The organism is Chloracidobacterium sp. (assembly GCA_016720705.1).
Taxonomy (GTDB): domain Bacteria; phylum Acidobacteriota; class Blastocatellia; order Pyrinomonadales; family Pyrinomonadaceae; genus OLB17.
In genome coordinates, this window is record JADKKB010000007.1 from 2,018,436 (window position 1) to 2,034,691 (window position 16,256).

3 protein-coding genes are annotated in these 16,256 nt (G+C 57.3%); 2 read left to right on the plus strand and 1 reads right to left on the minus strand.

The window, feature by feature from the left end; translation table 11 throughout:
- Positions 1–18: 18 nt before the first annotated feature.
- Positions 19–6,186 (plus strand): DUF11 domain-containing protein, encoded by a 6,168-nt coding sequence (locus IPQ00_16210; GenBank protein MBL0242108.1) that lies wholly within the window; start codon positions 19–21, stop codon positions 6,184–6,186.
- A gap of 111 nt (positions 6,187–6,297) precedes the next feature.
- On the opposite strand, the gene IPQ00_16215 is transcribed toward IPQ00_16210, so the two are convergent.
- Entirely contained in the window at positions 6,298–13,305 is a 7,008-nt protein-coding gene (locus IPQ00_16215; protein ID MBL0242109.1) for a VCBS repeat-containing protein, read from the minus strand.
- A gap of 525 nt (positions 13,306–13,830) precedes the next feature.
- On the opposite strand from IPQ00_16215, the gene IPQ00_16220 reads away from it, so the two are divergent.
- A complete protein-coding gene (locus IPQ00_16220; GenBank protein MBL0242110.1) occupies positions 13,831–16,218 on the plus strand; it encodes a TonB-dependent siderophore receptor in 2,388 nt (795 codons plus the stop codon).
- Positions 16,219–16,256 lie beyond the last annotated feature (38 nt).

Below are 16,256 nucleotides of genomic sequence, written 5' to 3' on the forward strand. Positions count from 1 at the left end.
CCGACGGGAGCTAAAATTATGAGACCAAGCGGATCCAGATTACTCGCCACCAAATTCGTTTTCATCGCGGTCATTTCAGCCTCGGCCATTGCCGGCTTTGCTTATTTTCAAGGCATTTCTGTGCGCCCGGTAGGTGCCGTAAGTGATGCCGCCGGTGTCAGGCGATTTTCGCTCGCCGTTGATTCCGTCCGGCCCGAAATGGCGTCTGTAGATGATTCGCCCTGGCTCAATCTGCGTTCTGGTAAAGCTATCGGATCTGAGTATGCCGGTACCGAAGCGGCGATCAGTTTGTTTGAGAGTGGATCACTCCGGCCGTCGACGCTTATCGCCGTCGACGCCAATTTTGACGGACTTGCCGATGCCATTAGTGGGTTTAGCTCGGGCAACGGCGGTGTGATCACGCTACACCGAGCAGCCCGCGAGGCGTTTGCACCGGAATCACCGGAATCGCTTGCCGGCATCAAACGCGGCGAGTTTCCGTCGAGCTTCGAACGCGAAGCTGCCGTGATCGAGGTTCCCATAAGCCCTGATTTTATCGCCTCCGGCCGTTTTCGCTCGGATTCCGATCTCGACGTTGCTGTCGCGTCACGCAATTCATCCGACATCTACCTTATTCCGCTGGACGGAAAGGGCGGTTTCGGAACTCCGGTCAAGTTTGATGCCGGCGGCGACGTTACCGCGATGGCCGCAGATACGTTCGATCCGACAAAGGCCTTTGCAGGCATCATTCTTGGCACGCATCGCGATGCCGGTTTCCGGTTGATGATCGCCGATGGCACGACCGGTTTCGACCAGACCAAAATGCGTTCGATAGAGTTGCCGCAGCAAGTTGATTCACTCGTTTTGGCCAACCCAGATGGTTCTACGCTCGAAAAAGACCTCTTCATTCTCGGCGGCGGACAGTTGAGCCGGGTTGAAGGTATTGGCAAGAGCGGTTCAGACCCGGAAAGCATAGACCTACCGGTACGCGTCCGCGATTTTGCCGCCGGTGAATTTATCCGCGACCGCCGAGCCAAAGCCGAATTGGCTGTTTTGGGCGAAAATGGAGTCATTTATTACTTCAAAAACGGCCCGATCGATACGCGCCCGTTTACCGAGTCCGAGGTGCGTGAGAATTTTGCCAAAAACGGCCGCGGCCGTTCGCGTGTGGTCAATTCGACCGACACCGACAGTGCTCTGGCAAATAACTGGAGCATTGCCGAGGAAAAAGACCTTGGGATCATCAACCCGGCCCGCGAAACAGTGGCTCCGATACTCGTCCGCTCCCGTGTGACCGGCAACGAAACCGACGATCTGATCGTCATTGACCCGGCGGCAAATAGGGTCAAAGTGCTTTTCAAAGAGCCTAATTACGAGGCCGGCCGTTCGTCATTCACCGGCACGACCCAAGAGGGCGACCTCGGATTTGCCGGCGGCATTACTGCCGTGCTTCCAATGCGCTTAAGCGTTATGGGTCAGCAGGGGATCGCCGTGCTCGAAAGCGGCAAACTTGAGCCGACGCCGATCGTTTTCACACCGCAAGCGACATTTATAGTCTCCAAGACCGCCGACACCGCCGATGGCCTTTGTAACGCCGATTGTAGCCTGCGCGAAGCGATCGTCGCCGCCAACACGGCCGCCGGAGCCGATCTCATTGCATTTGCGCCAAACGGCACGCATCAGTTAACTATCGCGGGTGTAAATGAAAACGGCTCGGCAAACGGCGATCTGGACATAACTCAGGCGACGACCATTACCGGTAACGGTTCGCTTAACACGATCTTGCAGGCCGGCACGACCACGTCCAATGGTATCGACAAAGTGTTGTCGATCAACCCAGCTTTTACATCGGCATTTGCGACGAGTATTTCGGGAGTGACGATACGCTTTGGTCGAAACCCAAGTCCATTCGCGGGCGACGGCTTTGGCGGCGGATTTGACTGGGAAGCCAGCGGCACAGGCACCTTGTCGGTAACAAACTCCGAGATTTCAAGCAACAGTACGCTTGACGGCGACGGCGGCGGCGTAGTCGCGACCAACTCGAACGCCGGTGCCGGTGCGGTCACGATCAACAACACCGTGATTACGGGCAATGCTCCGGCCCGAACGGGTGGGGCTTCGCCCGCTGGCGGCGGCCTATTTGTCGGAACCACAACGCCGTATTTCATATCTCTATCAGGATTTTCGAGTAACACCGTCAATGGCTCGGGCGGCCAGGGACAGGGCGGCGGCATTTTCGCCTTCGGTCCGGGCGGAACCGGCGGCAATTCGACAATGTCCGGTTCGAGCGTTACGAGCAACACGGCTCCGAGCGACGCCGGCGGACTCTACACGACCCAGCGGATCGATATCAGCCCAACGGCCAACTTCGTCAGCAACACATCCGGAAGATTTGGCGGAGCGATCTTTATCAATCACGCGAGCTCGACATCCTCGGTCAGCAAAGCGGTCATCCGCAATAACTCGGCGACCACAACCGGCAGCGGTATTTATCTGGGTTCCTCAACGACGGCAAATGTTCTCAACGTCAGCTTTTCGCGCATCGTCAATAACACCGGTGCCGGGCTCAAGGGCCTCGCGACCGCCGGCGGAACAGCCAACGCCGAGAATAACTGGTGGGGCTGCAGCACGACACCGACCGCCGCACCGTGTGACACGGTCGGCAACACGGGCTTGGGCACGGTCGATGCAGATCCCTGGCTGCAGTTGCGGCTGACCGCATCGCCGTCAACTATAAATGTCGGCCAGACATCGGCGTTGACGGCTTCATTCCTACTCAACTCGGCGGGAAGCACGATCTCAACAAGCAATCTCGATACCCTGATCGGTATCAACGTCTCTTGGGGCGGAACGCTCGGTACAATATCGGGCTCGCAGAATACGATCCAGGCGAATGGTACGGCGACGGCGACCTACAATGCGACTACGGCCGGTCCCGGAACTGCGACCGCAACGGTCGATAACGGTACGACCACTGCAAACATTACGGTAAATGCCCCCCCTTCGGCTGACCTCTCGATCACCAAGACGGACGGTGTCACCACAGTAACGGCAGGCGGTTCGACAACATACACGATCACTGCGTCAAACGCGGGCCCGAGCAATGCGACCGGAGCAACTGTCGCAGATACATTCCCGGCGTCATTGACCGGAACATGGACGTGCGTTGGAGCAGGCGGCGGAACTTGCACCGCGTCAGGTTCGGGTAACATCAACGACACGGTCAATCTACCTTCGGGCGGATCGGTAACCTACACCGTCTCGGCGGCGATATCGGCATCGGCAACAGGCTCGCTCGTAAACACGGCGACTGTCGCTGCACCGGCCGGCGTCACCGACCCGACACCGGGCAACAACTCAGCGACCGATTCCGATACGATCTCAGCGTCGACCGATCTCTCGATCACCAAGACCGACGGTGTCACCACAGTAACGGCAGGCGGTTCGACGACCTACACGATCACCGCATCAAACGCGGGCCCGAGCAATGCGACCGGAGCAACTGTCGCAGATACATTCCCGGCGTCATTGACCGGAACATGGACGTGCGTTGGAGCAGGCGGCGGAACTTGCACCGCGTCAGGTTCGGGTAACATCAACGACACGGTCAATCTACCTTCGGGCGGATCGGTAACCTACACCGTCTCGGCGGCGATATCGGCATCGGCAACAGGCTCGCTCGTAAACACGGCGACTGTCGCTGCACCGGCCGGCGTCACCGACCCGACACCGGGCAACAACTCAGCGACCGATTCCGATACGATCTCAGCGTCGGCCGATCTCTCGATCACAAAAACGGATGGCGTTACCTCGGTAACGGCAGGAACTTCGACGACCTACACGATCACGGCATCCAATGCCGGCCCTAGTAACGCACCCGGTTCGACCGTCGCGGACACATTTCCCGCGGCGATCACCGGAGTAACCTGGACCTGCGTCGGAGCAGGCGGCGGCACATGTACCGCTTCGGGTTCGGGCAATATCAATGACACGGTCAGTCTGCCCGCAGGCGGATCAGTGATATACACGGCGGTTGCTGCGATCAATGTTGCGGCGACCGGTTCGCTTGTTAACACTGCAACGGTTGCCACAGCGGGCGGAGTAAGCGACCCGACACCGGGCAATAACTCGGCGACCGACACCGATACGATCATCCCGTCCGATATCATACCGCCAACGGCCACCTCGACGCCGGCCGGCGTAAATACGGCCGGTGGCACAAGTTACATATTTACCGTGACTTATGCGGACAACACCGCGATCAACGTTTCGACGCTCGACAGCAATGACGTGATCGTGACGGGGCCATTAGCGTTTTCGGCACCGGCGACCTTCGTCAGTGTGGACACGAATACCAACGGCACTCCGCGAATTGCAACTTACTCGATCATACCTCCGGGCGGATCGTGGGATGCGGCTGACAACGGCACGTACTCGGTCGTGATGCAGGCATCGCAGGTTGCCGATACTATCGGAAACTTTGTCGCCTCGGGCACGCTCGGTACATTCCAGGTGCTGCCGCTAACGCTCACGGTCGACCGAACAGACGACTCTGCCGGGGCCAATGCTTGTACCGCAGCGGCCAACGACTGCAGCCTTCGCGGTGCCATCTCGAGGGCCAACGTTGCGACCACCAATGATACGATCAACTTTGATCCGGTGATTTTCGCAACACCGCAGACGATCCTTCTGGCCAATACGGAGCTAGTCCTCAACAATAGCGGAACACTCAATATAATCGGACCGGGAGCCGACAAGGTGACGATCGACGGCAACAATGCGACCCGCATTCTTGTTGCGAGCCCGAGCCTGGTCGCAACCGTCAGCGGCATCCGCTTGACCAAGGGCAACGGTGTCGGAACGACAAACACCGGACGCGGCGGTGCGGTATATAACACCGGAGCAAACCTGACGCTTAACGGCGTTATCATCACGGGCAACGCGGCTCCTAATGGCGGCGGCTTTAACACCGCGACCAACGGCACGACCACGTTAGTCAATTCGTGGATCTATAACAACTCGGCAACCGGAGCCGGTGGCGGCGGACAGAACTTCTCAGGTTCGACGCTCAACGTCATTAATACGTCGATCACCAATAACACGTGTGCTTCGACCAGCACCGGTGGTGGTGCTCTCCAGGCCAACGGCACCGTTTTCATCACCAATTCGACCATCGGCGGTAATACCGCCACCGGCGGTTCGGGCGGCGGCATTTATTTTAACGGAGCCGCTCTGACGGTCACTAATTCGACCATTGCCGGAAATACGTCGACCAATAATGGCGGAGGCATACACGCAACTACGGCGACTGCGGCGATCCGCAATTCGATCATTGCCGGCAACAACGGAACGGCGGCGTCGGTCGATGCGACCGGCACGTTTGTTTCAAACGGCAATAACATCATCGGTGTCGTCGGGCTATCCGGCGGTTGGGTCGGATCGGACCTGCAAAATACCGATCCGCTACTCGCACCGCTCGGTTTCTATGGCGGTAACGGTTTGACGTTTGCACTGACCTCAGCCTCGCCGGCAGTCAATGCTGCTCAGGGATGTGTGCTGACCTTGACCTGTACGGGGACGAATCCGGCGGCTGCCATAACGCTCGACCAGCGTGGTGCAGGTCGCGTTGGAGTTGTTGATATCGGCTCACTCGAATTAAACAACTCGGCCAATGGCGGTTCGTACGTCGCAGTCCTGCCTTCAGGACTTCAAAACTCTTTGTACGGATTCCAGTTGACCGCCAATAACGGTCTGTTCACTCAAGCGATTACGTCAGGTGCCCTGCCAAACGCAATCCTGCTAACGACGGCCCTCGCCCCCGCGGCGGCAACGTCGCTCGCGGGTACGCCGACAGTGTTCGGAGTTTTCAATTTCGGAATCACATCGACGTCCGGACCTAATTCGAACCTGACGGACTACCGTTTAACGGTCTTTGCCGCCGCGGGTTCGTTTGTCTTTTTAGAGGGGCGCATCACCGATACCAACGGCCAGCCTGTCAGAAATGCAGCGGTCGTTCTGACCGATACCGGAGTGTTGAAGCGAGCGACGCTGACCTCGCCGCTTGGCTATTACCGATTTGAAAATGTTCCGGCCGGGCCGGGCTATTCGGTGGGCGTTTCGTCGAAGCGTTACTCGTTCATATCGGTCAACTTTAACGCCAATCTCAACATTACCGGCCTCGATCTGGTCGGAACACCTCTGCCGTAAACACATCGGTATACAAACACAAAAGAGGGGGCCGCAAGGCCTCCTCTTTTCTTGCGTTGCGTCTGCGGCGATATTTAACGCCTCAGCCGGTAATCCGCATCATTGCCACGTTTACGGCTCAGCCACAACGATCAGATTGGTCACTTCGTCGGTGACATTTAAGAGTTGCGGAGCAAAGACATAGCTCTTTGACCGCACGTTGAGTACATAAGTTTCGCCGACCGTCACATCATCGAATCGGAAGAACCCGAACGAATTCGAAATGGCCGTTCTGACCATTCCTGACTGATCCGTCATTGACAGACGGGCATTCCTGACCGCCTGGCCACCCGGCGACAGCACGATACCGCCGACCGACGTTCCGGCTGCAGTCGGGGCAAGGATCGTTACCGTACCCGCGTTGAATGTCGTCGGTAATGCCTCGGCAGCAGCACTGCTGACCTGATTGACCACCGGCGGTGCTCCAGTAAAGGCTAACGATGTCGGCCCACCGGATGCCGTCGGCAATATGTTGAACCGGATCTTGACGATCTCACGAGTTCCGAATGGAATTGTAGTTCCTGTCGTCATAGCCGTCACTACGCCGACTTTGCCTGCTGTCAGGCTGTTTACGATCGGGGGGGTTCCCGGCATATCCGCACCGGTCAGGACAACAGGGTTGCTCAAGATGGTACCGTCATAGCTGATGGTAAATCCAAAGCCGTTCTCGTCGCCCTGGGCGTCGATGCTGATCGAAACCGTCACCGTGCTGTCGCGGCTTGCCGACACATCTTCCACCCGGAGAATACGCGGTTGCAATGTCTGTTGACTATCGTCTTGTCCCTTGGTCATTTCCTGGAACGGGAACAGGCTGGCCAATGTTTCGCCTCCGGCCCCCGACCACATATCCAGACCGGCGGCATAACGGCCCGCCTGGACATAATCGCCAGCGGTAAGCAATCCGTCACCCTTGGTCGCTCTCGGAGCCGAATCAGCCCGCTGAAATTCGTTGTATAACGGATCGGGCGTCTCAAGGCCAACCACGAAGCGCCCGATCATCGTAAAATCGGTAACGTCGATCACATTGTCACCCGTAGGCCGTGGTGTGACGTCTGACTCGTATCCCTCAGGTATAAGGGCAAATGTCGCCGTCACGCTTTTGTTGTCATTGATCGCGATGTCCTGAGGATTGGTCGTTCCCGTCAGATCGCCGCCAAAGCCGGAAAACGCCCAGTGCGTTGATCCAGGCACCGCCGTCAGTGTCACCGCATCACCGTAATAATACGGCCCGGCAACACTGCGGTTAACAACACCGTAGCCAACCACGGTCGTCGTCAGCGTGTACTCGTTTCGCGTGAAGTTCGCGGTCACGGAGATATCTGCTGTGATGCCTGAATCTGTTCGCGGATTCTGGGTCGAGTTGTCGCTCCAGTCGACGAAGTGGTAACCGGTCGCCGGCACCGCCGTGACCGTCGAGCCGTCCGCTCCGTGGTTGACCGTCTGCAATGAAGCCCCCGTGATCGAGCCGTTCCCGCCCGACATATACGTCAGCGTGTAGGTATCGATCGCAAAGGTTACCGCGATGGTATGGTTGGATACCACGTTCGTAAACGTATATGTGCCGCCGGGCAGAGGACCTTCGTAAGGAACACCGTCGATGAGCACTGATGCAACGTGATGATAGGCATCCGGGTTGATCGAGAAGATCTGCCCTGAGTTTGTGTTCACGGTGACCTCTCCGCTCGGAGTTATCGAGCCGGCCGGGCCGGCCGACGCCGTGATCGTGTAATTTTGCTGCAGGCTGTCGGTGATGACAACGTTTTGCGTCAAGGTCGTGCCGAGAGCGATACCGATTGACGGATTCGAGATCGTCATGATCGCGGTCTCGGTGCCCTCGTATATCAGATCATTGACCACCTTGAACGTCACGGATCCCGTGGTTTCTCCATCGGGAATCGTGATCGTCGTACCAGTCAACGTGTAGTCGGCTACCGTGATATTCGATCCCGAGACTTCGAGATCAACAGTCTGAGCACCGGTTACCGGATCGGACACCGTCGCCGTTACCGTTACGACCGTAGCCGCCGCTTCAGATGCGCTTGCCGCATTCGCACTCACCGACAGATCGACCACCGGCGTGCACACAGCCAGACGGATCGACACATCGTTTGACGCGCGATTCGCCGTCGCCACGTCCAGTTTGCCGTCCGCGTTGAGATCGCCGAACGTCACCGAATAAGGATCCGACCCGACGGCGAAATTCACCGGAGCCCCAAAGCTCCCCGTGCCGGTCCCCGTGAGAACCGAGATCGTGTTCGTGATCTCATTTGCCGTGGCGATATCCGGTTTCCCGTCACCGTTTAGATCGCCCAACACAAGCGAAATGGGCCCTGATCCGACGGCGAAATTCACGGCGGCACTAAACCCGCCCGACCCGTTGCCGAGTAGGACCGAGACGTTGTCCGATGCCGAGTTAGCGGTGACGATGTCCTGAAATCCGTCGCCGTTGAGATCGCCCGCGGCGACCGAATACGGGTTTGATCCGACGCCGAAATTCGCGGCGGCACCAAAACCGCCCGACCCGTTGCCGAGCAGGACCGAGACGTTGTTCGAAGCAGAGTTAACCGTGACGATGTCAGGTTTGCCATCACCGTTGAGATCGCCGATCACGACCGAAAATGGTGCTGACCCCACGCTGAAATTCGCCGGGGCCGAGAATCCGCCGCTGCCGTCGCCGAGCAGGATCGAGACACTGTTTACCCACGGGTCAGCGACCGCCAGATCCGGTTTGCCGTCGCCGTTGAGATCGCCGATCGCAACCGAGACCGGCGTCGTTCCGAGACCGTAATTCGAGGCCGCACTGAAACCCCCGGCTCCGTCGCCGAGCAGAACCGAAATGTTGTATGAACCAATGTTCGCGGTGACGAGGTCCTGTTTGCCGTCGCCGTTGAGATCGCCGACCGCAACTTCCTTGGGGAGCGACGCGACGCCATAATTGACCGCCGCCGCAAATCCGCCGCTGCCGTCTCCGATCAGGACCGAGACGTTGTTCGAATTGACATTCACCGTCACCATATCCTGAATGCCGTCGCCGTTGAAGTCGCCGACCGCTATGGATACGGGAGTGTTCCCGACGGGCTTTTCAGGACTCGCAGGCGATGTGAATCCGATATTCCCGTTGCACGCCGTTCCGTTCGTAACCGTCAGCGTAAACGTCTTGGCCGCCGTGCCGCTTGGGCCGAAAGCCTTGACCGTAACGATGTACGACCCCGCCGGGGACGCGTTGGTCACACGCACCACGCCCGTCACCGGATCGGCCGCGAGCGTGCCCTTGAAATTGGTGTCGGTCGTGGCCGTGGCTCGCGTCGCGTTCTGAAGAGCGACAGTCGGAGTGACGTTGAGGTTTGCTCCCAATTGCGTCTCGGTGTCGGCATAGATTCCTGCCGAGGGCGGATATGGTATGTAGAGTGTCGTCGTTGCCGTGCCGACCGCCCCGAAGGTGTCGGTCACCCGCAGCATTATTGTGTGGGTTGCACCCATCGCCAAGGCGCTTAAATCCGGAACGAGCGTTGGGCCCTCACCGAGCGGGGATGTCGAATTGAGAAGCCATTCGTACCGTACGATCCGGTCGCCGCACGACTCATTAGGGTCGTACGAGCCTCTGCCGTCGAATGTTACCGGTGCAAGATAGCCGCCGGAGTACGGCCCGCCGGGAACTGCGACAGGGTTGCCGTTACCGAGGCTGACCATCACGTCGTGCGAAACGGTGTCGGTTCGGGGTGGTGTGTTGTCGTCCGTGACGGTCAATGACGCGGTCCGCACCGCGTAGGCAGAGTAAGCGTGTGTCGGTGTCGCACCGCTGCCGGTCTGGCCGTCGCCGAAATCCCAACTGTACGAAGTGATAGTACGGCCCGGGTGGCCATGGGTCGAAGCGGTTGCGTCAAAGGCGACCGGCTGACCGCAGGCCGCCGGGTTTGGCATCGCGTTGAACGCCGCGTGCGGCCGGTTGTCGTAGACCGAAACGGTCGCCGATGCCGTATTGCCGATGCCGAAATTGGCCGATGTGACGCGGCTCGTAACGTTGTTCTTTACACCGGTCGTTTCTCCGGTGACTGTCACGCCGATCACACACGAACCGCCGCCCGCGATCGACGCTCCCGTCAGCGTTAAGACGTTTGACGCGACGTTCAGCGTACCGCCGCATTGCGACGATGTCTGGTCCGAAACTGTCAGGCCGGCCGGCATCGTATCGGTAAAACCGACGCCGGTCAGAGCCTCAGACGAATGCGGGTTTGTGACCGTTATGGTCAGCGACGTCGCGGCACCGAGATCGAGATCGGGTGTTCCAAACGCCTTTTCGATAGATGGCGGCGGTTGATATTCGAAAGCACCGCGGTCATCGTAGGTGCGCGTGCCGACGCCGGTATTAGCTGCGATCGGATCGTCTATCCGCGGTTTGCCGTCAAGGTCAAATGCCGGTTCGCCGGTCGCGTCGGAATCGGCACTGTCGATCGCCGGCGAGCCGCTCAAGACGTGATAGTCGCCAACTGCCGCCGTTCCCAAATATGGTACGCCGTCCTGCCTTAGGACCGACGGCACCGGATCCGCAAACAGCGGATCGCCTTCGAGGCCATTCAACTCTTGTGCCGGAAACGCCGCCTGCAGTGCCGCTAGCGAAACGTAATTGACGTTGTTCCAGATGATCTGGACCGACGCATTTCCGATGTCGAAAACATTGTAATCGGAAACTGTACCGTCGACCGATGCCGTGTCGACCCTCAAATTTCCGCCAAACGATCCGGTCGGCGGCGTGTAACCGTTACGTGAGCTAATGTTGTTGCGAATTACGGCGTGATGCGAACCCGTTGCCGGCTCGCCCTCAAAATTGATGCCGACCGTTCCGTTGCCGTGGGCAGTATTGCCTATGACGGTGTTGTACGGTGAATTGTTGGTATCGATGCCGTGATCGCCGTTCTCATAACTGAGATTGCCGGCGATCAGATTATGGCTCGATGCGACCCCAAGATCGTGGACGTAAACGTTTATGCCGCTGTCTTCATTGCTGTAAACGACATTGTGGATGACCGTATTGTAGCTCGAACCGGTCAGTTCGATACCGGCCGCATCGGTCTCGACGACCGAAAAGTTAGCAAATGAAATGTTGTTGCTGACCAGATTGTGGTCGCTGTTCAGCACGAGCCTGATGCCGATACACGTATTGTGATCGGTCGTGTTGCCCGAGATCTCCGAGTACGTCGTTCCCCTCAGATAGATGCCTTGTTCGTATGGGTGTGTGGGCGAGGTCACGCCCGCGTTGCTGACGTGGTTGTTGATGATCGTCAGGTGATCCGATGCGTCGGCGTAAATGCCTTTGTAAGGGGTATTTGTGATGCTGAAACCGTCGATTACAATATAACTCTTGGCTCCCATTGCAAAGGCACTGCCGAAACCGCCTGGGTCGCCGGTCACCGTAACGCCCGCGTCAGCATGAAATGTGACAGGTTGCCCGGCGGTACCGCTGTTCGGATATACGGTCTCGGCATACATTCCGGCAAGCACGTAGACGGTATTGCCGGCGGCGGCAACCGTCGCAGCCTTTGTGATCGTGCAGAACGGCAACTCCCGCGTGACACCCGGACCAGAGTTCGAACAAAGGGCGTTCGTGTTGTCGACGTAAAAGGTTTCGTCGTCGATGATCGTGGCCAATGCAGTTCCGCTCGCGATCGATGCATTGACCGGCGTGTCGATCGTCAACCGAAAGGTCTCGTCAGCCTCGGTGATACCGTCGGGCAGGATCGGCACCGGGATCGTCGTCGTGATCGCTCCCGGAAGGATCGTTGCGGTTCCGGAGACGGCCGTATAGTCGAGCCCGGCAGTTGCCGTAATATCTGCGGTCGAGTAATTAAACGTTGTTGCGAGGTCGCTGACCGCCGATTGTGTCACTGTAAAGCTAATGTCACCAATGCTTTCTACGGCCGATACGTTGCCGACCGAGATCGACGGCATAACGTCGTTGTCGGCGATGTCGATGGTTTGCGTTGTCGTAGCCCCAAGCGAAATGCCCGACGTCGGGTTGCTGATCGTCAGCGTGGCGGTCTCGGGTCCCTCAAATGTCGCATCGTCTTGAATCGTAAATGTCACCGTTCCGGAAGTCTGCCCATTCGGGATCGTGATCGTCGTATCGCTCAGTGTATAGTCGCCGGCAGTGATGTTTGTGCCGGAAACTCCAAGGTTGACCGACTGCTGTCCGACCACCGCGTCTGACGCTGTTGCAGTTACCGTCACCGCTGTCGCACCCGTTTCGGTCGCCGAATTGAGATCAACGTTCAGATCAACTGCATTTATCGGATTTGCCTTCGCCGCAAGATCGTCGATGCCGAGGGCGTCATCGGCTCCCGATACGTTAAAGTCGTTCCACCTTATCCAGATCGTGCCACCATTTGCGATATTGAGTCCGCTGATCGTGCCGCTGATAGCCGATCGGTTCGCGGCACTATTGCCGTCGAGCGAAGCTGCCGGCGATGTGTCGTAGATCGGTGAGCTGAAATCAAGTGCATCGTAGTTGGTCCATGTGCCCGTTGTCAGGCTCGTCGCGTCGGTACTGTATTGAAAGTCAAGCCGGTCTGCCGAACGCGGTCCATCGCCGAGCCTCCATTGCTCGCCGATGTAGCTTAAAGTCAGCGAAGCCATTACCGCGCCGGTATTGTTGGTAAACGACGCTCCGACCGTCGGTATCAGGGTTCCGCTCAGCAATCCGCCGAAAGCGCGGTCGGACGAGAGGTCCTGTCCCCAGCTATAGGTGTCGCCCGTCGTTACCGTGCCGGCTCTGGCTCTGTACGTGGAGTTAGCATTTGTGCCCGCCTCACTGAACGCCCAACCCTCAGGTACGGAGGTGTTCGTGTCGCCGGAACTGGCAAGAGTGTCAAAATTCTGCGTGTAGGTGCTCGCAAATGATGTCAGGCTGATCGTGCCGGCCAGCGGCCTTTCGCCCGTCGGCAAAGGTGCGGTCGGCGATGGTCGAAGGGAAGGAAAGAATAGTTTTTGTTCGCCCCACGCGGCAGCGATAAGGTCGTGGATCGCGGCATTTGGCGAAAACGCCGCGACCCTGGAGCCTGCGGCGAATATTAAAGAAATTAGCACGGCCGAGACCGCGACTTTAATTAAAACGGATGATCTGGTTTTCGAATGAACATTTTTTTTCAACATGGCGGCTATACCTCCAACCGCTTCTCGCCGGGATAGCTGAAAGGGTTTGGTATATGTGCTTAGGAAGAGGAGAAAAACTGCACCTCCAAACCTTCATCGCCACCGACAACACGGCATATTGCGCCGATAGTATCTAATCTCATCGTATGCCTATTACAGGCAATATCTGTGACAGCGGTCACATCTGGAAAATGTATTTTAGAGATGCGGCCATTCATCCGAGACCGCGTCACGAGTCGCCGCTTGCGAGGTTCATCTCCGAAGGCGCCTGGCCGACGTGACCTCACAAAAAATCTTCATAAGGGTTGACAATCGTTGCCGCTCCTGATTAGTATTGCAAATGAAAGTCGCTTTCAATAAGAGATCGACAATCGATAGTCCCAAGTCAATCTGCTTAGTCCATTCGCTTTTAGCGGCTAGCGTGGCCATCGGCGGCAAGGGAGTCTCAGAGTACAAATTATGAAATTCAGACAGATCCTTCAGGCAACATTTAACCAGCTGGTGCATATTACCAAAGGTCCGCATTATTACCGAACACTTATCAGCCGATCTACCGTCGCTGCCTTATTGATCATTGCGATCGCGTCGGCATTGTCGGCACAGAATAAGGTTGGTTCAAATCGGGTCACAGGTGTGGTCGTCGACCGTTCGGGGGCGTCGATCGCCGGGGCGGCGGTGAGTTCGGATGCGGTTTCGGCCGCGGCCGATGGCGAGGGTCGATTTTCGATCGCACTTTCAAACGGTGCTCACGAACTTCGGATCTCCGCGTCGGGATTTAGCGGCGATGTCCGCCGGATCGGCCTGAGCGGCGGTAATGTCGATCTCGGTACGATAGTACTCGAGGTTGGGCCGGCAGAGGCGACGGTGACCGTTTCTGACAGCCCGATATATTTGGTGGCTGCGATCCAATCGACCACTAAGACCTTTACATCGCTTCGCGACGTGCCGCAGTCGGTCACTGTCACCAAGTCCGAGCAGATGCGTGACCAGATGATGTCCGGCATTGCGGATGTCGTTCGATACGTGCCGGGCGTCTCTGCCCATCAGGGCGAGAATAATCGCGACGATGTGATATTTCGCGGTAATCGCAGCAGTGCTGACTTTTTCCGTGACGGCGTCCGCGACGATGTGCAGTACTATCGCGATCTGTATAATCTCGACCGTGTCGAGACGATCCGTGGGTCTAATGCAATGGTCTTTGGCCGTGGAGGTGGCGGCGGCGTGATCAATCGGGTCACGAAAGAGGCCGGATTTACGCCGATCCGTGATTTCACGGCGAGCCTTGGGTCGTACTTTCAACGCCGGTTTACAGCGGACATCGATCAACCGCTTGGCAAACGGTTAGCTCTTCGCGTCAATGGCCTTTACGAGGGTGCGGACAGCTTTCGCAAATCTGTAAATTCAAACCGTGTAGGCATCAACCCGACGCTCACATTTCTGCCCGACAACAAAACTCGTATAACGCTCGGCTATGAGTATCTACGCGACCGCCGCATCGCCGATCGCGGGATATCTTCGTTTGCCGGTCGTCCTGCGGACGTTCCGATCTCGACATATTACGGCGACCCCGACAACAGCCGCGTTAAAGCCGACGTTAATATTTTTACGGCATCTATCGATCGAGTTTTTGGCAGGCTTATCGTCCGTAATCGTACTAATTACGGCGACTACGAACGCTTTTATCAAAATTACGTTCCGGGTGCGGTCAATGCACTTAAAACGCTGGTTACGCTCTCGGCCTACAACAACTCGGCCCATCGCCGCAATCTCTTTAACCAGACTGACCTGATATACGATGTCAAAACGGGCAAGATCCGTCACACGCTTGCGTTCGGCACCGAGTTTGGCACTCAGCGGACGCGCAACTTTCGCCAAACGGGATATTTCAATAATTTGACGACGTCAACGCAAGTCGCATACGATCGGCCGCAGACCAATATGCCGGTCACATTTCGCCAGAGTGCGACCGACGCCGACAATCATCTCAGGCTCTATCTCGGTGCCGCGTATATTCAGGATCAGATCGCGGTTTCGCGCTATTTGCAGCTTATCGCCGGTGTTCGCTTTGACTATTTTGGGCTCAAGTATTTTAACGACCGCACGGCGTCATCACTCAGTCGCGTGGATCGTCTCGTTAGCCCGCGATTCGGTGCTGTAATCAAACCGTTCGCCGAACTCTCGCTTTACGGGAGTTATAGCGTGTCGTTTCTGCCAAGTTCCGGCGATCAGTTCGCATCGCTTACAAACATCACTCAGCAGGTCAAGCCCGAGCAGTTTACGAATTACGAGGCCGGAGCCAAGTGGGATCTCGCCCGCGGTCTTTACCTGACGGCGGCCATTTATAGGCTCGATCGTACAAACACACGTTCGGTCGACCCCAATGACCCGACGGCGATCATCCAGACCGGCAGTCAACGGAGCGAGGGATTTGAGTTTGGCGTCACCGGTAGCTTTTCGCCAAAATGGGTTTCATCGGGCGGATTTACCTGGCAGAATGCACGCATCACATCTGCCACCGCGAGTGCTGCCGCAGGCAAACAGGCTGCTCAGGTGCCGCATAATACCGTTTCGTGGTGGAATAAATACTCCTTTACGAACCGCTTGAGTGCAGGCATCGGACTGATCTATCGCTCGGATATGTTTGCGGCGATCGACAATACGGTCGTCTTGCCGGGATATTTTCGGGCGGACGCGGCGGTTTATTACAATATCAACGAGAAATGGCGTTTGCAGGCAAATATCGACAATCTGACGAACGTTCGCTATTTTGCCAACGCTGACGGCAACAATAATATTTCGCCGGGCTCGCCGCGATCTGCAAAGGTCGGCGTCGTAGCACGGTTTTGATCTTCGAACTTCCGCTGACCCACCGTTGCACTGTAAGA

Coding starts and splice junctions, on each gene's coding strand:
- IPQ00_16220 (MBL0242110.1), top strand. CDS start 13,831: ATGAAATTCAGACAGATCCTTCAGGCAACATTTAACCAGCTGGTGCAT.
- IPQ00_16210 (MBL0242108.1), top strand. CDS start 19: ATGAGACCAAGCGGATCCAGATTACTCGCCACCAAATTCGTTTTCATC.